The following is a 17838-nucleotide window of genomic DNA, read 5'->3' as shown; positions in this document are numbered from 1 at the left end:
GGAGGGCGGATTGTGAGGCATAAAGGTAAATGTTCGGCCGGGGTTTCTCGCAGCGGTTTGCGGAGGAATGCGCGGGGTGTGTCAGTTGATTGCTGAAACCACGTATCTGACCTCCTGCGACTCCACGTAGTCTAAAATCTGGCTAATTTCCTCGTTTGAAAGATTGTACGAGGGCATTTGCTGCTTGTCGTACTGCTCGTAGATTTTCAGGGCGTATTCGTCGCCGCTGGCAACCAGCTTGCTGGAGTTTTTCACCCAGGCATGCAGCCATTTCTCGGGTCGCCGCTTTCGCACCCCGGCCAGCGCGGGACCGACTATCACCTCAACAATGCCATGACACTGGGCGCAGTTGCCCTTGAACAGCGCGTCGCCGGATGCAATGTTCATGGCTTCAGCAGCAGTTAGCGGAGGCAGCGGAGCCAAACTATTCGGCCCGAGTATGCCTGGCCCGGCGCAGGCTGATTGATTGGCTAAATCCGTCGGCGGCTCTACAATTAGATTACTGCCCAGCAGCAGCAGACAACCGCCAATGGCCCCAGCCACCACCGCCAGGCTGGCCGGCATTATGATTTCCAGCAGGTTCTTATTCATCTTGACAGAGAAGTTGGAACACTCCAGAAAGTACGCCCCCAAACGCCGCAATAGCAAGCCATTTCCATGGTTTGATGCCCTTCAATTATAGCTTCCCTCCTACCCGGCCCGCCGGCCCTTCCACTCGTAGCCGCCGCGCAGGCCCGCCAAGCCCACCAGCAACGCATAGGGCGCGTACGCCAGTTGCAGCAGCGGCGCGTAGGTCAGCCAGCGGCGGCGGCCAAGGAAGCCCAGTACAGGGGCCAGAAACCAGCAGTCGGCGGCCAGCTTAAGGCCCAGGCCAGCGGCGGCCCCGGGCAGCAGCGCGGGTTGCCAGGCCGAAGCCACTAGTCCGGCCATTGGGGCTAGGTTAGCCAGCAACACCAGCACCGCCAGCCGTTGCGAGGGCGGGTGCCGGTAGTGCCGCCACTTGCTGGCCCAGCGCACCCGCTGCCGCAGCAGGGCCGCCAGCGTGGGCGGCCCGGCCGTGCGTACCAGCGCGGCCGGGTGTTTCAGGAACCGAATGCTGCCCGGAAACGCCGCGTGGAGCTTGTGGAGCAGGAACTCATCGTCGCCGCTGGGCAGGTGGGCGTTTCCCGCGTAGCCGGCCACGGCCGCGAAGGCGCTGCGGCGGTAGGCCAGGTTGGCCCCGTTGCACATGGTGGGCGTGCCGGCCGCAATGCCCGCCGCACCCGTACCCACCAGCCCCGCAAACTCCAGCCCCGACAGGTGTTGCAGCAGCGCATCCGGCCCCGTCAGCAGCACCGGCCCGCTCACGAAATGCACTTCCCCAGGGCCGGCTGCGTCGAGCAGCACCGCGTAGGCCCGCAGCCAGTCGGGGCCCACGCGGCAGTCGGCATCAGTACACACCACCCAGGGGGCGCGGGCGTGCTGCAGGGCCGCCTGCAACGCTGCTTTCTTGCCGACTGCGGCTTCCGCAGTTTCAGCCAGCCGCACCACTTGCAGCCGAAAAACGGCCGTGTCAATAGCCGCCGTCAGCAGCGCGGCCGTGTCGTCGGCCGAGTGGTCGTCGGCAATGATGACTTCGAACTGGTCGGCAGGCAGGCGCTGGCGGGCCAAGTCGGCGAGTAGCTGCGGCAGGTTGGCGGCTTCGTTGCGGGCGGCTACGAGTACCGAGAAGCGCGGCGTCGCGGGCGTTTCAGAGCCGCTAGCAGGCGCGGGCGCGGCGGGTAGCGGCGGCAGCTCGGGCACCGGCAGCTGCTGCCAGGCGTGGCGCAGGCGCAGCATCTGCCCCGCGTACAGCGCCGGAAATGCCAGCAGCAACAGGCCCCAGCCGCTGCTCATGTGGTGGGTTGAATGACTTCGGCAGTAGCCGGAGCTGCTGCCGAAACTGGTGCGCCCGCCGTAGCCGGGCCGGCCTGGCGCTTGCGCAGAACTTTCAGGCGGAGCACAAAAATCAGCCCTACGGCGCTGGGCACGGCAATATTGAGCACCCACAAGCTCAGGCTGGCGCTCAGCACCGGCAGGGCTGACTGGCCCAGCAGCCCGAACAGGTGGGTGGCCGACAGTTCGCGCACGCCCACATCGGCCAGGGCATTGAGCGAAGGCACCAGCGATTTGAGCAGGAAGGTGCCCGCCACGGCGGCCGCCGCCGGCCCCACGGCCGTATTCACTCCGTAAGCCAGCAGCAACAGCCCAAACTGCGCCCCGAACACCAGATAGCGCAGGCCCGAAATCAGCAGCACATCAGTTAGCAGCCGGGCCGGATAGGTGGGCATTACGGCCAGATATTGGCTGAAACGGCGCAGCGGCTTAACGGCCTGCACAGCCGCCACCAGCAGTTCGGAGTGATAGAGCGGCAGCAGCACCGCTAGGTTAATGACCAGCGTGAGCACCACCAGCCCAATTTGCGCGGCCGGGTAGCCGTTCAGGTAGAAGCGCAGGGCAAAGTACAGCAGCCCCAGCGTACCGGCCATTACCGTGGCCACCAGCTGGCAGTAGCGCCCCAGAAACACGGCTCCCAGCGCATCCAGCCGGCGGCTTTTCAGCTCCATGATGCGGCCGGCGTAGTCGCCCATGCGGTTGGGCGTCACGAAACCCAGCGTGAGGCCTACCAGCACCGCCCGGAAGCTGCGCCGGAACGAGACGGGCTCCAGGTGCCGGGCCAGCCGCCACCATTTCCAGCTTTCGAGGCCCCAGTTGAGCGGCACCAGCAGCAACGCCAGCAACACCGGGCCACGCCCCTGCCCACCCAGACTGCGCGCCAGCAGCCCCCGCCACGCGGCGGCCGTGGCCTCATTATCGACCAGCGAGTGCCAGAGAAAACCCAGTGTAAGCAGCGTAATGCCCAGCTTGGCCACCACCACCCAGCCCCCCCACCGTTGCGCCGGCGCGGGCCGGGCCGGCACGCGGGGTTCGGGGCTTTGGGCGTAGCTTTGGGGTGGCAACATAATTGAGCTGATAGCTATCAGCTGCTAGCTGTTAGCCTTTTTTTCAGGCGAAGCTACTGCGTAAAACGCTAGCTTTGAAAAGTCTCCGGCTCGAAATACAGGCCTCCACCAGGTATTAAATGAGCTTAATGGCTCAGCAGCCACCAAAAAAGCTAACAGCTGGTAGCTTTCAGCTAACAGCTCAAACCCATGATTCTTCCCCTCGCTTCTTCTTCCGAACTGCTGCCCAAGGTGATTATGGGCGTCGACCCCGGCACGTCCATTATGGGCTACGCCGTGATTGAGGTGCGGGGCCAGAAGGTAACGGTGCTCTGCTACGACGTGATTGATATGCAGAAGCTGGGCACCAACCACGCCCTCAAGCTCAAGCGCATTTTCGAGCGGATGCTGGAGCTGATTGACGAGTACCTGCCCGACGAGCTGGCCATTGAAGCCCCGTTTTTCGGCGTGAACGTGCAGAGTATGCTCAAGCTGGGCCGCGCCCAGGGCATGGCCATTGCCGCCTGCCTCTCGCGCCAGATTCCGTACGTGGAATACGCGCCCACCAAGGTAAAGCAGGCCGTTACGGGCTCGGGCAGCGCCACCAAGGAGCAGGTGGCCCACATGCTACGCCAGACCCTCACGCTGCCCCCCATTGCCGAGGCCAGCAAGTTCCTCGACGCCACCGATGCGCTGGGCGTAGCCCTGTGCCACCACTACCAGAAGGGCAACAACGTGAAGGCCGGCGGCAAAAGCTGGGGCAAGTTTCTGGCCGACAACCCCACCAAACTGGCCGCCCCGGTTGCCGGGAAGAAGTTGGCAGCGGCCAGGAAGAAGCCGGCGGCGTAGAGCAACTTACTATCCTTAGACTACGCAATGCCAGATCATCAGCGGGGCGTCAATTCCTTTCTGCTGCTATTATCCTGTATCGGCGCGCTGGGCAACGCGGTAGCGGCCAGCGTATTTTGCCTGTGTTCACACGAGTCAATCCAACGCCTAATTCAACAGGACGGTCTACTGATTATTTTCAGCAAAAGATGGCTCGGCTTTTTTATCTTCGGTGCAGTGCTAGCCGCTGGTGTTGCCCTGCTGCAATTGTTTATTACTTCATTCAGCCATAAGAATTGGGGCAAAACCAAATGGATTTTTTTGTTGGCATTGGCGCTGCAACTGATGGCAGCTTTTGTTGGAAGCCTGCTATTCACTTACTCTATCGCGTGAACTTTCGCCTGTAATTATCCACTAATGCTCCGCCGCCCCATCCGCTCCACTTCCCTGAAAGCCGTGGGCTACGACCCGGCCACCCAAACCCTGGAAATCGAGTACCGCCACGGCGGGCTGGTGCGCTACACCGGCGTGCCCGAGGAGCTGCACCAGGCGCTGCTGCGGGTGCCGGGCAAGGCGTTATTCGTGGAGCAGGTAGTGGAGCGCGGCGGCTTCGGGCGCGAGCAGCTGCGGGGCGGGTAGCGGCCGCAACTGCTCATCAACCCAACCTACACCTCTCCCAGCTCGATTTCACCTTTAAGGTAGGTAACGGCGTGGCCGCTCATCAGTACCCGCTCGCCGCGCAGCTCACACCATAGGTCGCCGCCGCGGGCCGATACCTGGCGGGCGTGGAGAGTGGTTTTGCCCAGCCGCTCGGCCCAGTAGGGTACCAGCGTAGTGTGGGCCGAGCCGGTTACCGGGTCTTCGGGCACGCCCACCCGGGGGCCGAAAAAGCGCGACACAAAGTCGATTTCGCCCGAGCCGGGGGCGGTGGCGATTACCCCGCGAAACTCCACCTCGGCCAGCCGGGCCTGGTTGGGGCGCAGGGCCCGCACTTCGGCCTCCGAGGCAAACACGCACACCAGATCGGGGCCGGCCAGCAGGGCCAGCGGGGTGGCGCCCAGGCCATCCACCAGGCCGCTGGGGTGGCGGGGCAGCGGCTGGGGCGGCCGGGCCGGGAAGTCGAGCGTCAGCATACCGCTTTCGGCGCGGCTCACGCGCAGGGGGCCGCTTTTCGAGTGGAACACGATTTCGGGCTGCTGGAAGTTGAGGTGGCGGTAAAGCACGTGCGCCGAGGCCAGCGTGGCGTGCCCGCATAGTTCCACCTCCACGGTGGGCGTAAACCAGCGGATTTCGTACTCGTGATCCAACTCAGCTTTGGGCACGAAGAAGGCGGTTTCGGCTAGGTTATTTTCGGCAGCAATGGCCAGCATGGTGGCATCGGGCAGCCACTCGGTAAGGGGGCACACGGCGGCGGGGTTGCCGGCAAACGGGCGGTCGGAGAAGGCATCGACCTGATAAAGGGGAAGTAGCATAGCAGAGAGGCAGAATGAAAGTAAGGCCGCCGCAGCTCGGTGGCACTGCTAAACTACGGTTTCGGCGGCTATTACTCGTCCTTCGGTTTCCTCCGGCAATGTGAAAGTGACGGGGTGGGAAGGCAGCTGCAGTTCATCCCCGAAATAATTAATGCAGCCCGCGCAACCCGGCGGTGGGGGTAGCCGGTCATGCAGTAGATTGCCGATTCTCCTGATGGATAGGCGCTTTTTTTGCCCGCTCGATGGCCGAACAGATTGACGCTTTGGTGGAAGGATGCCGCCGGGGCCAGCCAGCGGCGCAACGGGCGCTGTATGAGCGGCTGGGTACCCGGCTGATGGGCGTGTGCCTGCGCTACTGTCCCTCTCGCGAGGAGGCCGAGGACGCGCTACAGATCACGTTTGTTAAGATTTTCAGCCGCCTCGACCAGTTTCGCAACCAGGGACCATTTGAAGCCTGGGCCCGGCGCATTGCCGTGACTACCTCGCTCAACCTCTGGCAGCAACACCAGCAGCGCGGGGGCTTCCCGCTTGAAACCGACGAAGTTCAGTACCTCCCTCACCCCGATGGTACGCCCTTCGACCAGCTTTCGGCCACCGACCTGCTGGACTTGCTCGCAACGCTGCCGCCCGGCTACCGCACCGTGCTCAACCTCTACGCCGTGGAGGGGTACTCACATGCCGAAATAGGGGAGCTGCTGGGAATTTCTGAAGGTACCAGCAAGTCGCAACTCTCGCGGGCCCGCCGCCTGCTTGAAGCCCGCCTGAGCCGTCAGGCAGCCATTTCTACGCACCATGACTGAGCACGACCCACTTTTCGACCACCTGCGCCGCCAGCTGCACGACTATGGCCCGCCCCCACCCGAGTCGGTGTGGACGGGAATCCGGCAGCAGGTACCCGCCCCGCGTCCGCCCCGGCCCTGGCTGCGGCCCGCGCTGCTGCTGGGCCTGCTGGTGCTGACCCTGACTTTCACGGCCCGCTACTGGCGTCCGCTATATAATTCGGCGCCTCCCGCAACGGCCAACCGCCCATCCGCCGGCCCGGCCGGTAGTGGTCCGGCGCGTTCGGAAGCAACCACAAACCGGGGTTCTACCCCCCAGAAAAGCTCTATTGGGACTTCCGGGCCACTTGCACGCCTTGAACAGACGGCCACCAACATTGAGCAGCCTGCTGCTACGCCAGAGCTGGCAGCCGCTTCTGCTGCAAAAGCGCCTTCCGCTTTTGGCCGAAAAAAGATTGTTATTCAATCCAACGTAGGTTATCCTTTGACAACTCTACCGCGGCGGCGTAAACAGAAGGGCACGCTCGCCCTGGCTTCCACTGAGCCCCGTCGGCTCGTCCGCCAAGGGAGCGAACAAGCCAAACCAACAACGGCTTCAATCAAACCAACTTCAACAACTTATCTGGTAAGCCAGGCAGCGGTGTTGAAGCGGGCAGAAGCTGAAGAGCCGAATACCCCAGGCCGCCGGCACGACCTTGCGGTGGCAGCGGACGAACCCCAGACACTGGCTTTCCGAAGTGCCGTTGCGCAGCTAGAAGCCCGGCGCTGGTCGGGCACCGGGCTGGCCCTGCCGCGGGTACAGAAACAACCCGAGCCCGAGCAGACACCACGACTGCCGGCCGATTGGAGCGTGCAGGTGCTGGCAGGTCCGGGGCTCACGTACCGGCTGCTGGGACGGCCGGCGACCCAATTGCAAGGGCTGGAACGGCCCGCTGTGGGCTTTAACGGGCAGATAATGGCGGCTTATACATTCTCACCGCGCCTAACGCTGGCGGCTGGGCTGGGTTACGCTCAGTATGTCACCACGCTGCGCTACCAAATCGTCAGAAACCGTCCCGACAGCCTGCTTACCGCCGTTAATTTTCGCGACCGGTACCACTTTCTGACCCTGCCTGCGCAGGCCCGGCTGGAGCTGGGTGGCAACCACCGCTGGCGCTACGGTGTGCTGGGCGGGGCCGAGTTGGCTGTGCTGCTGGGCGCCCGCACAACCGAAGGGTCGCCGTGCAACTGTGGGCAGCAGCGCTGGTTAAGTGCCGCGCCCGACAGCACGTTCCGCCGACTCAACCTGGCCCTCACGGCCGGGGCATTTGCCAACTACCAGTTCCGGCCGGGCCATTGGCTCACCATCCAACCCCAGGGCCAGCTGTTTGCCAACTCCCTGAGTGGGGCCAGCCGCATCCAGCGCCGCCCCTGGAGCCTGAGCCTGCAGCTGGGCTACCGCTGGGACCTAGCCCCACGACGGCAACGCTAGGCAGAGATGTCATTTACTGGCAAAACAAACTCCATCCCTACGTGGAAGCTGATTTTGCGGACTTTTCTGTCCGTTCTACCCTCTCACCTTTTACCCCACCTTACCTTCTACCACTATGCGTTACTCTCCCTTAGCCAACCTACTGCTGCTGGTACTGCTGGCTGGCTGCCAGTTCGATTCCGGTGTTGTGGTATGCGAAGATGGCACCACGCCCTGTCCTCAGGTACCGACAACTATTCGCGACCTGCAGACACAATTGGGCGCGCCGCGGCAGACGTTTACCTACCAGCCTGGGCAAACCAACACGTTTACCGGCGCCCAAGGCACTATTGTTACCATCCCGGCCGGGGCTTTTCTGAAGTTCGGCCGGCCCGTTACCTCGCCCGTGCAGCTCACGCTGCGCGAGGTTTACGACCGGGCCACAATGGTACTGAGCAACATGCCCACCATAACCAGTTCTGGAGATGTGCTCGAATCGGCGGGCGAGATATACCTACGGGCCGACCAGGACACAACCCTGCGCCTGGCCCCAGGAATAGCTATCCGCCTGCAGACGCCTAATCCGCCCAATCTCGCCATCATTGACTCTATGCTCCTGTTTGTGGCGCCATCTGTGCCGGCCGGCTGCTTTGGCTGGTCGCTGTACCGCGACGCAGTGTCTGACCTGACACCCGTTGCCGGTGGCAACATTGTCACCATTGGCCAGACCCTTTACAACAGCGGTTATGGCTGGTTCAACTGCGACCGATTCTACGGATCAAGCAGTTTATTGCCGGTGGTGGTACAGGCCCCAGGCACCAATATCGACCAGACCAATACCGCCGTATTCATTATCTTCCGGGACTTCAACGGGACGCTGGCCCTCTGCGACTTTGCATTACCAAATGTATTTACGGCCCGCTCAGTGCCTAATGGAGCTCGGGTAAGTGTAGTCGTTATCCGTACCATCGAAGGCAAGCTTTACTACGGCCGCCAGGATGATATAGTGCAGCCCGGCCGGAGCTTTAGCCCGCTCCTGCGTGAAACCACGGCCGTCGAGTTGGTGGCCGACCTCAAACGCATCTAAATCACTGGGCTTGATGCACCAAGTTTGCCCCGGCCGCTTCAACTCCGGCCGGGGCAAACTTGGCTTCTTTCTTCTCACATATTTTCTTCCACCAGCTCTCCTCCGATTATCACCTGCTGCACGGGGTTGTCGCCCAGCCAATAGGGTATTTCGGGCAGGGAGCCTACATTCAGCACCAAAATATCGGCGCGCAGGCCGGGCGCGAGACTACCGCACTCCTGCTGCTGGCCAATGGCCCAGGCGGCGTTGCGCGTGACGGCAGCCACGGCTTCGGCCGGCGTGAGGCCCATTTTCAGGCAGCCCATGCTCAGGGCCAGCCACAGGTTTTTGCTGGGGCAGGAGCCGGGGTTGAAGTCGGTGCTGAGCGCCACCGGCAGGCCCGCATCAATAAAGGCGCGGCCTGGCGCATACCGCTCCAGGCGCAGAAACAGCGGCACCAGCGGCAGCAGCACGGCCACGGTGCGGCCTTGCGTAGCCGCGGCTATGCGGGCCGCCGCCTCGGCCGATAGGTAGTCGGCATGGTCGAGGCTGACGGCCCCGAGTTCGGCCGCCATTTCGCAGCCGCCCAACTCGTGCAGCTGCTCGGCATGGATTTTTAGCCCGAAGCCCCGGTTGCGGGCCGCCGTCAGGAACTCGCGGGAATCGGCTACGCTGAACGCGCCCTGCTCGCAGAAAATGTCCACGAAGGGTATCTCGGCTGGGTCGAGTTGGGGCAGCACCTCGTTCACGAGCATGGCCAGGTAATCGGTGGGGCGGCCGGCGTACTCGGGACCGGGCACATGGGCCCCCAGGAAGGTGGGCACCACCCGCACGGGCTGCTGTAGGCCGGCCTCGCGAGCGACGCGCAGCAGCCGCAGCTCGGTTGCGGCGTCGAGGCCGTAGCCGCTCTTGGCTTCGAGCGTAGTAACGCCGTAGCGCCTGAAGTCGGCCAGGTGGCGCAGGGCAGCGGCCAGCAGCTCGGCTTCGGAAGCAGCACGGGTAGCGCGCACGGTATTCAGAATGCCGCCGCCGCCGGCCAGAATATCAAGGTACGATTCGCCCCGTAGCTTGCGCTCGAACTCGGCCGCCCGCTGCCCGCCAAATACCAGGTGCGTGTGGCACTCCACCAGCCCAGGCATCACCACCCGGCCGTGCGCCTCGATTGTGCGGGTGGCAGGCGTCAGCTGGCTTTCTTCTAGCTCCGCCATGGGGCCCACGGCCGCAATCCGGCTTCCCTCGCAGGCCACGTAGCCGTCGGTGATGATGTGCCAGCCAGACTGGTCGGGGCCGGCCAGTGGGCGGGTAGCGGGTGGTCCGGTCAGCGTGAGCAGCTGGCCGCAGTGGCGGATGAGCAGAGTGTAGGGCATGGCGGGGCGGGAGTATAGGCTGGGTAAAGATGCGTACTAGAGCCATAAGAGTCCGCAAGGCTGGTAACAGCAGTAACAGCCCGGCGCGGGCTGTTACTGCTGTTACCGGCTTCGTGCATCGTTGCTGACTTCCTACCGGTTTTGTTCGCCGGTGCGCGAAGCTGGAGCTTCGCGCTACAGCCCTTTTGCGTAAGCCCCGATCAGGCATTGCCCGATAGAAATAATGTATCCCGAAGTGAGATTCAGCCGTATGAAGGTCTCAAGATATTGACTTATAGCTAGTTGTTTTACTATATTACATATATAGCCGTCCTCCACACTTCTTCCTTTCCCATTATGAAACAACTTCTCCTTTTCTGGCTGGCCTCGGCACTTGCGCTACAGGCACGGGCTCAGCTCCCTACTAACAGCTACGCCGTATCCACCCCTTGCCCAAGCAGCCTCAACCAACCTTCCGGGCTGTCCAGAATCAATACCGACGGCTCGATTACTCCCATCGGCATTGTTAGCGAAGCGGGTACGGGCATTGTAGTGAATGGCTTAGGTTATAACGACAACAACCGGGTTGCACTGTATGCCATGCGCGTGGTTCCGCCCACGGCGGCTTCCATTCAGGCCGGCACTCCTCCCGACTTATACCGCATCGACCTGACAACGGCCGTGGCCACCAACGTAGGCCCGATGACGCCGCCCCCCACGCCTACCACGGGCCTGACCCCGCCCTCCGGCTTTGGCGTAACTGCCCGCGACTACCGGCAGACCCTGAATTTTGTGGGCGACAGCAACCCTGACGGCACTTACTACCTTGGGGGAGTTACGTTTCGCATCTCCGCTCTTTATTTTGGCGACTTCCCGTTTCCGGGTACGGCCACCGTTACCGATGTGCGCCTGTACGTGGGCACCACCAGCCTACCGGTTGTCCCGGCGCCCGTAGCGGCCCCTGTCTGGCAACGGGTGAACGCTTCCGACCCTGCTACGGCGGCCATTATAGAAACCTACAGGGCCCAGACACAAGCCTACATCAACTCCGCACTCTCTACTCCGGCGCCCGAAGGGGGCATTCAGGATTGGGTGTACGACAAGCCCAGCGGTAATCTGGTAAGCTACATCGGCCAATCGGGCCAGTACCTCACCATCACCAACCCCGGAACAGCTCCGGTAGGCGTTACCACTACGCCTACCGTACCGCTGCCGCCATTGCCACCCGGCACCACCGACAACAATATCGGTTCGATGTTTTCTGACCAGTTCAGCAACGTATATGTAGTGCGGGCCGGGAGTGGAGAGATATTTCGGGTGGATAACGTAACCGGCAACTACGAGAACCGCTCGTTTGGCAACGCGCTGGGCTGCAACCGGGGCGACGCCGTGAGCTTTTCGGATGCCCTGCCTCTGCCCGTTACACTCACCCGCTTCGATGCTACGGCCACGGGCCCAACCGTGCGCCTGAGCTGGGCCACGGCTTTCGAAGAGCGGGCCAGCCACTTCGAAGTGGAGCGTAGTGCCACCGCTACCGCCTGGAACACCGTGGCGCGGGTGGCGGCCGGTAACCAGGCCACCGGCCAGCAATACGCGGCCACCGATGCCCGCCCCTTGCCCGGCACAGCCTACTACCGGCTGGCCATGCACGACCGCGACGGTACCGTTAGCTACTCGGGTGTCCGGATAGTGCGTAGTGCGGCTGCTACGGCAGTGTACCCCAACCCCGTGCGCCGCACGGCGCAGGTGCTGCTGCCAATGCCTGGCCAAAGCGCCACGCTGGAGCTGGTTTCGGCCCGGGGCGCGGTAGTCCGACGGCTCACGGCGCCGGCCGGACTGGCTTCGGTTGAGGTACCGATGGCCGATTTGCCCGCCGGCTTCTATCTGTTGCGCGTGCAGCAGGCCGGTGCCACCAGCACCACCCGCGTGGTACTGGAAAAGTAGCACCGTGCCTTTTCCATCAACTGGCAGCTCTTTCCGATACCCCGGTGCGCCCTGGCTGCGTATCGGGGTATTTGCTTTTGTATGCCTGATTTGCCTCCCACCATCATTGATGCGCCCCTGATTCTGACGCTGCTTCTCGACGAGGAGGCCCAGCAGCATTTCGACCAACTGCGCACGGCACACTTCCCACCGGCCCGTAACTACCTGCGGGCCCACATTACGCTTTTCCACCACTTGCCTGGCGCCGACCACGCCAGCATCGCCCAGCAGCTGCAGGCCATAGCGGCCGCTACCCCGCCCCTGCCGCTACGTGTTGCGGGCGTGCGGTTTCTGGGCCAGGGCGTGGCATACTTCCTCGAAAACGACCAGCTGCGCCAGCTGCACCACGAGCTGCAGACTCGTTGGGCCGCCACGCTCCGCCCCCAGGACATACAGCCTCTGCGGCCCCACATCACTGTGCAGAATAAAGTAGCGGCCGCCGTGGCCCGTACCCTGTACGAGCAGCTTTCCGCCGATTTCGAGCCTTACAATGTTACCGGCACCGGCCTGGCCCTGTGGGCCTACCGCGGCGGCCCCTGGGAAGCCCTGGCACAGTTTCCGTTTGAGGGAAAGGGTGAACTGGATCTAACGGGCGGTCAGCAGTGAAACCACCAAGGGCGGTCAGGCGGAGCTTGCTGCCTTCGTAGCACGACGTAGGGGCGGGGCTTGTCCCCGCCCGCCGTTGAAAGATTGTCGTTGAACGGTTACCGTTGCAGCGGCGCAAACGGCGGGCGGGGATAAGTCCCGCCCCTACATCGTATTACGGAGCGGTAGAGATGCTTCGGCAAGCTCAGCATGACTACCTTTTCTCCTCCTTATGCTACCGTGCCTTGATCGTACGGGTGAGGCCTTTGAACTGCTCCAGGGCTTGGTCGAAATCCTGGCGGGCAATGCCCTGCAGCGCTACAGCGGTGTTGCCGATGACCGTTACCTGCTGGTACACCAGCACCCGCTGGCCCTGAAGCTGCGCAAACCCTTCGGTTTCGTAGGTTATCAGGTCGTTTACCTTGCCCGAGGTCATCTTACGGGGTTTATAGGCCTTGGGGCCATCGGGGCGGGTAAGCAGCTGGGCGCTGATATCGGCCGCCGTGATGGACGGATTGTAGGGATAGGTGCTGACGGTAAGTACTGGCTCAGTACCATAATCGGGCTTGCGCTGCCCGCCCAGCGTGTAGGTATAGGTACCCTGCCGGGCCAGTGCCAGCGCAAAGGGCGACTTCTGCTCGTCGAGTACGAACACGGTGTTGCCCAGCGTGGCCAGCGCATCGGCGGCAATGGGTCGGTAGGTGGCCGAGCGCAGGCTACGCCGCAACGCCCCGCCGGCCGCCGTATCGGCCGCCGGATAGCGGGCGTCGAGCAGCACCACAAACGTCGAGTCGCCGAATAGTAGCTGGCTGGTTTCCTGGGTGGGGCTGAGCTGCACCCGCGCCAGCTGCGCTGGGTAGCCGTCTATCTGCAGAGCACTGAAACTGATAACCGTGCCGCCGCGCGCCGTGAAGCGCGCCGGGTTGAAGCCGGCTGCCTGCCGGTAATAATTGCTGCCGGGCATTTCCATTACCTGCAGCGCGGCCGGCCCCCGGCGCAGCCCCGTGAGGCCCGCAGCCGGGCCAAAGCCGGCGGGTGGCACCAGCCACACCCGCGTACCTGCTACCGCCTGCCGGGCCGCCGCCTCGGGGGCCGAAACAGAACCCAGGGTTTGGGCCACGCCCACTTGTGGCAAGCTGCCCAGCAGCAGGCCCAGGCCCACCAGAAAAAACTTCGTCATTATCTATCGTGCGCTTTCGGATTGCGGGTCGGGCCCGCCCCTCAATTCGTAGCAAAGTACGCACGAATCGGGCGAGCGGGCCAGCAAGTGGGCCGGCTGGGCTACTTTTGCCCGGCCGGTTGGCGTACACTATCTTCCGAAAGCGGCCTTCTGCCAGAGCCGTGCACTTTTCAGTTCTGCCCGATGAAAGCACTGTTGTTGATTGACATTCAGAACGATTTTGTGCCCGGTGGGGCGCTGGCAGTAACCAACGGTGACGCTGTGGTACCGCTGGCCAACCAGCTGCAGCCCTACTTCGGACTGGTGGTCGCCACCCAGGACTGGCATCCGGCCGGCCACGGCAGCTTTGCCAGCTCGCACCCCGGCCGCCAACCTTTCGAGCAGGGCGAGCTGCACGGGCTGCCCCAAACGCTCTGGCCCGACCACTGCGTGCAGGGCACGCCCGGCGCCGGGTTCGTGGCCGGCCTCGATCAGCACCGCATCGAGGCCATCTTCCGCAAGGGCACCAACTCCGCCATCGACTCGTACAGCGGCTTTTTTGATAACGGCCACCGCAAAAGCACCGGCTTAGCCGATTACCTGCGCGGCCGCGGCGTAACCGCAGTGTACCTGGCCGGCCTGGCCGCCGACTTCTGCGTTTACTTCTCGGCCCTCGATGCCCTGCAGGAAGGATTCACCGTGTTCTTAGTAGAAGATGCCACCCGCGCCATCAGCGCCGAGGGCTACAAACAGGCCCGCATCGACCTGGCGCAGCGCGGGGCACAGTTCGTAACCACAGCCGGTGTAGTTGTTGATGGTTAGCAAAAGAAACGTCATTCAGAGCGTAGCGAAGAATCTCGCTCGCATCCGTTGAGCTACCACAGGGCAGTTTTTGCGAGCGAGATTCTTCGCTGCGCTCTGAATGACGTTCTTTTCCACTAATCACTAACCTCTAAACTCCAGAACCTACGGCTTTTGGGCTACTACTGAGAACATCAGCGGGAGCTTGCCGGGCATGTGTGCGAGCTGGTAGCCGCCGCCAGGGGCCGGCTCCAGTCCGTTCAGGCAGTCGTAGCACGAGTAGTCGTACTCTTCAAAATGGCGAATGGTCAGCCCCTGGCCCAGTAGCGCGCCCAGCACCTCGCCCAAGCTGTGATTCCAGCACACCGATGTTTCGTGCAGGGGCGCGGCGCGGTCGGCGTAGGTGCCGGTTTCCTGCTCGATGATGGTCTGGTGGTTGAAATAAGAGTACTCGATGCGGGTGAAATCGTTGTCGAACATCCAAACGGCCGGATGAAACTCGACCAGTACCAGCCGGCCGCCGGGGCGAAGGCAGCGGGCCACGCCGGCAGCCCACGGCGCCAGGTCGGGCAGCCAGCCCAGCACGCCGTAGGAGGCAAACACCACGTCGAACTGCCCGTTGAGGCGGGTGGGCAAGTTCAGCACATCGGCCTGCACAAACTCAGCGGCCAGGCCCAGCTGCGCGTTGAGGGTGCGGGCGGCAGCAATGGCCTCGTCGGCCAGATCGACGCCCGTGACGTGGGCACCCATGCGGGCCAGCGAGAGGGTGAGGGTGTCGAGGCCAAAATGACACTGCAGGTGCAGAATATGCTGCCCGGCAACGTCGCCGAGCAGCTGTAGCTCAGGCGGATTGAGCGACGTTTGGCCCGCCGTAAAACCAGCTACATCATAGAAATCTGACGCGAGGTGGAAGGCTGTTTTAGCGTTCCAGAGGCGGCGGTTAAGCTCCAGGTAATCCGGTGGAATATTGGGTGGCGTACTCATCGAACGGTAAGGCGGGTTTGCTGGATAAATTCCCGGATCAGCTCCCGGATCAGCTGGCCGGCTTCGTTGCGGGGCTGCCAGGGATTGTCGGGGTCGCAGTAGCCGGTCAGCGAGGAAAAGGCCGAGGGCGAGGCAACGGCAAAAGCCATCGACCACTCGGGAAACTCGCGCCAGCTCACCGGACCATCGGCCAGCTTCACCACGTTGCCATGGCGCGGGTCGTGCTCGATGCGGCTGTAGAGCTGCTCCACTACCGTCCGCTCGCCTTCCAGCACCTGTAGCACCTGGCCGTTGCAATACAGCAGAATGCCCGTAATGCCCACCTGGTGGTTGTAGTGCCTGAACTTTTGCAGCATTTCGCGTAACAGGCTTTCACTCAATGCACCCACTATCTGGCTCGAATATACAAGATGATGCATAACTGAGGGCTTTACCTGACACATACAACGCACACCCGGCGCAACGGTGGGGCCTATCAAAACCCATCCTGCCAAGACGCTACCTAACTCAAGTTGCGCAAAACGATGCAGGGTCGGGGCCGAGCTTCGCTGCTCTTCAGTTGCCCCCGCCCACCGTCGAAACGATGCGTCGAACGACTGTTCTGAGTCACTGTAAAGCCCGTTACAACAACGGGCAGGGGCGCGCCGCGCCGTTGCAACGGGCCGACGTCCTCGCTTCGCAACTTGCGCTACCTAATATACGCTTTTAAAGATAGAGTTTCCGGCCGGAGGCATGATAGACTAATGCCCTGCGCTTATCTTTTTAGGGGCCGGGTTCGTACCTATCAGCTCAGCCTCTTTCCCTATGAACTCTACTACCCCTTTCCTGCCCGACACCGACGTAGTCCTGATTGGTGCCGGCATCATGAGCGCCACACTGGGCCTGATGCTCAAGGAGCTAGACCCAACGCTGACCATCACTATTTTTGAGCGCCTCGATGTGGCCGCCGCCGAAAGCTCCGATGCCTGGAACAACGCCGGAACCGGCCACTCGGCTTTTTGCGAGCTGAACTACACGCCCGAGCGCCCCGATGGCTCCATCGACATCAGCAAAGCCCTCAAAATTGCCGAGCAGTTCGAGCAGAGCAAGCAGTTCTGGGCCTTTCTGACGGAAAAGTACGATGTCAAGGAAATTGAGCGGTTTATCAACTACATCCCACACATGAGCTTCGTGATGGGCCGCGAAAACGTGGAATCCCTGCGCAAGCGCCACGCGGCCCTCACCGAATCGGCCCTGTTCAAGGGCATGCAGTTCAGCGACGATCGGGCTGAAATTGAGAACTGGATGCCCTTGGTGATGGAGGGCCGCAACGCCGAGCAAACCGTGGCCGCTACCCGCATGGACCTGGGCACCGACGTTAACTTCGGCTCCCTGACCCGCGGCATGTTTTACCTGCTGCAGGAAAAGCCGGGTGTGACCCTGCACTTCCATCATGAGGTGGAAAAACTACGCCACAAGTTTGACGGCACCTGGGGCGTGAAAACTAAAAACCTCGAAACGGGTGCCGAGCTGAAAGTGCGGGCGAAGTTCGTATTCATTGGGGCCGGAGGCGGCTCGCTGCCGCTGCTCGAAAAGTCCGACATTCCGGAGGCCAACGGCTACGGAGGCTTCCCGGTAAGCGGGCAGTGGCTGCGCTGCATTAACCCGGCCGTTATTGCCCGCCACAACGCCAAAGTATACGGCAAGGCCTCGGTAGGCTCGCCGCCCATGTCGGTGCCCCACCTCGATACGCGCGTGATTGATGGTGAAAAGCAGCTGCTGTTTGGCCCTTATGCCGGCTTCAGTACCAAGTTCCTGAAAACGGGCTCCTACTTCGATCTGCCGGCCTCCATCCAATTCGGCAACGTGAAGCCCATGATTATGGCCGGCCTCAAGAACCTCTCGCTCACCAAATACCTCATCCAGCAGGTCGTACAGTCGCCCGACGACCGGTTGGCGGCCCTGCGCGAGTACCTGCCCGATGCCCAGGCCCAGGACTGGGAGCTGGCCATTGCCGGCCAGCGCGTGCAGGTTATCAAGAAGGATAAGGAAAAAGGCGGCGTGCTCGAATTCGGTACCGAGATGGTTACGGCCGCCGATGGCTCCATTGCCGCGCTGCTCGGGGCCTCGCCCGGTGCTTCCACCGCCGTCAGCATCATGCTAAATTTGGTGCAGAAGTGCTTTCCCGCGCAATCGGCCGCGCCCGAGTGGCAGGCAAAATTTCGCGAGATGGTACCCACCGTGGGCCACCAGCTGGCCAATGAGCCGGAGTTGGTGAACCAGACGCGCACCCATACCAGCACCGTGTTAGGGCTGGTAACGCCGCAGCAACTGGGTATTGAGGCCTAGCGCCTGCGCCCGATCAACGACTCAACCAAAACGAGCCCGCCGGAATTGGCAGGCTCGTTTTGGTTGGTAGTAGAAGGGTGACAACAGGCACATCATG

The 17838-nt window shown here is 62.5% G+C and carries 18 protein-coding genes; 10 read left to right on the top strand and 8 right to left on the bottom strand.

Annotated elements, in window-relative coordinates:
- Positions 1-81 precede the first annotated feature (81 nt).
- The 3 genes from HW554_RS20560 to HW554_RS04180 all read right to left on the bottom strand — a co-directional run bounded on the left by HW554_RS20560 (position 82) and on the right by HW554_RS04180 (position 2981).
- Positions 82-591: a c-type cytochrome gene (locus tag HW554_RS20560; protein WP_246285094.1), complete on the bottom strand. Its 510-nt coding sequence runs from the start codon at positions 589-591 to the stop codon at positions 82-84.
- A 99-nt stretch (positions 592-690) separates the two neighbouring features.
- A complete protein-coding gene (locus tag HW554_RS04185; protein ID WP_176907093.1) occupies positions 691-1875 on the bottom strand; it encodes a glycosyltransferase in 1185 nt (394 codons plus the stop codon).
- Positions 1872-2981, bottom strand: coding sequence for a lysylphosphatidylglycerol synthase domain-containing protein (locus HW554_RS04180; protein ID WP_176907091.1), 1110 nt, complete (start codon positions 2979-2981; stop codon positions 1872-1874). The genes HW554_RS04185 and HW554_RS04180 overlap by 4 nt, the downstream gene beginning before the upstream one ends.
- Positions 2982-3170: 189 nt before the next feature.
- Here HW554_RS04180 and ruvC point away from each other — a divergent pair, with 189 nt between their 5' ends.
- From ruvC to HW554_RS04165, 3 genes are read left to right on the top strand one after another with little or no spacing between them, the layout of a single operon-like run.
- Complete coding sequence (ruvC, locus tag HW554_RS04175; protein ID WP_176907090.1) at positions 3171-3809, top strand: crossover junction endodeoxyribonuclease RuvC; 639 nt, start codon at positions 3171-3173, stop codon at positions 3807-3809.
- Positions 3810-3836: 27 nt separating this feature from the next.
- A complete protein-coding gene (locus tag HW554_RS04170; protein WP_176907089.1) occupies positions 3837-4181 on the top strand; it encodes a hypothetical protein in 345 nt (114 codons plus the stop codon).
- Between the two features lie 24 nt (positions 4182-4205).
- Complete coding sequence (locus HW554_RS04165; protein WP_176907088.1) at positions 4206-4427, top strand: KTSC domain-containing protein; 222 nt, start codon at positions 4206-4208, stop codon at positions 4425-4427.
- A 26-nt stretch (positions 4428-4453) separates the two neighbouring features.
- Here HW554_RS04165 and HW554_RS04160 read toward each other — a convergent pair whose 3' ends face one another.
- A complete protein-coding gene (locus tag HW554_RS04160) occupies positions 4454-5260 on the bottom strand; it encodes a PhzF family phenazine biosynthesis protein (RefSeq protein ID WP_176907087.1) in 807 nt (268 codons plus the stop codon).
- Positions 5261-5502: 242 nt separating this feature from the next.
- Between HW554_RS04160 and HW554_RS04155 the strand changes: the two genes are divergently transcribed.
- The 3 genes from HW554_RS04155 to HW554_RS04145 all read left to right on the top strand — a co-directional run bounded on the left by HW554_RS04155 (position 5503) and on the right by HW554_RS04145 (position 8576).
- The gene (locus HW554_RS04155) at positions 5503-6060 is read left to right on the top strand and encodes an RNA polymerase sigma factor (protein ID WP_176907086.1); all 558 of its coding nucleotides are present in this window, start codon (positions 5503-5505) and stop codon (positions 6058-6060) included.
- Positions 6053-7510, top strand: coding sequence for an outer membrane beta-barrel protein (locus tag HW554_RS04150; protein WP_176907085.1), 1458 nt, complete (start codon positions 6053-6055; stop codon positions 7508-7510). Before HW554_RS04155 ends, HW554_RS04150 begins: the two co-directional genes overlap by 8 nt.
- Positions 7511-7625: 115 nt before the next feature.
- Positions 7626-8576 (top strand): hypothetical protein, encoded by a 951-nt coding sequence (locus HW554_RS04145; protein ID WP_176907084.1) that lies wholly within the window; start codon positions 7626-7628, stop codon positions 8574-8576.
- A 74-nt stretch (positions 8577-8650) separates the two neighbouring features.
- On the opposite strand, the gene hutI is transcribed toward HW554_RS04145, so the two are convergent.
- Positions 8651-9922 (bottom strand): imidazolonepropionase, encoded by a 1272-nt coding sequence (gene hutI, locus HW554_RS04140; RefSeq protein ID WP_176907083.1) that lies wholly within the window; start codon positions 9920-9922, stop codon positions 8651-8653.
- A 336-nt stretch (positions 9923-10258) separates the two neighbouring features.
- Between hutI and HW554_RS04135 the strand changes: the two genes are divergently transcribed.
- Both HW554_RS04135 and HW554_RS04130 read left to right on the top strand, forming a co-directional pair.
- Complete coding sequence (locus HW554_RS04135; protein ID WP_176907082.1) at positions 10259-11845, top strand: T9SS type A sorting domain-containing protein; 1587 nt, start codon at positions 10259-10261, stop codon at positions 11843-11845.
- A gap of 81 nt (positions 11846-11926) precedes the next feature.
- The gene (locus HW554_RS04130; protein ID WP_218134587.1) at positions 11927-12490 is read left to right on the top strand and encodes a 2'-5' RNA ligase family protein; all 564 of its coding nucleotides are present in this window, start codon (positions 11927-11929) and stop codon (positions 12488-12490) included.
- Between the two features lie 214 nt (positions 12491-12704).
- Here HW554_RS04130 and HW554_RS04125 read toward each other — a convergent pair whose 3' ends face one another.
- Entirely contained in the window at positions 12705-13649 is a 945-nt protein-coding gene (locus tag HW554_RS04125) for a hypothetical protein (protein WP_176907081.1), read from the bottom strand.
- A 183-nt stretch (positions 13650-13832) separates the two neighbouring features.
- Here HW554_RS04125 and pncA point away from each other — a divergent pair, with 183 nt between their 5' ends.
- Positions 13833-14450 (top strand): bifunctional nicotinamidase/pyrazinamidase, encoded by a 618-nt coding sequence (gene pncA / locus HW554_RS04120; protein WP_176907080.1) that lies wholly within the window; start codon positions 13833-13835, stop codon positions 14448-14450.
- Between the two features lie 144 nt (positions 14451-14594).
- On the opposite strand, the gene HW554_RS04115 is transcribed toward pncA, so the two are convergent.
- The gene (locus HW554_RS04115; RefSeq protein WP_176907079.1) at positions 14595-15413 is read right to left on the bottom strand and encodes a class I SAM-dependent methyltransferase; all 819 of its coding nucleotides are present in this window, start codon (positions 15411-15413) and stop codon (positions 14595-14597) included.
- Positions 15410-15832 carry a BLUF domain-containing protein gene (locus HW554_RS04110; RefSeq protein ID WP_176907078.1) on the bottom strand — a complete coding sequence of 141 codons (423 nt, stop codon included), beginning with the start codon at positions 15830-15832 and terminating at the stop codon, positions 15410-15412. Before HW554_RS04110 ends, HW554_RS04115 begins: the two co-directional genes overlap by 4 nt.
- A 385-nt stretch (positions 15833-16217) precedes the next feature.
- On the opposite strand from HW554_RS04110, the gene HW554_RS04105 reads away from it, so the two are divergent.
- The gene (locus HW554_RS04105; RefSeq protein ID WP_176907077.1) at positions 16218-17741 is read left to right on the top strand and encodes a malate:quinone oxidoreductase; all 1524 of its coding nucleotides are present in this window, start codon (positions 16218-16220) and stop codon (positions 17739-17741) included.
- The last annotated feature ends 97 nt before the right edge of the window (positions 17742-17838 follow it).

The sequence above is a fragment of the Hymenobacter lapidiphilus genome (genome assembly GCF_013377885.1).
Lineage (GTDB): Bacteria > Bacteroidota > Bacteroidia > Cytophagales > Hymenobacteraceae > Hymenobacter > Hymenobacter lapidiphilus.
This window is presented reverse-complemented; position numbering and strand designations above follow the sequence as displayed.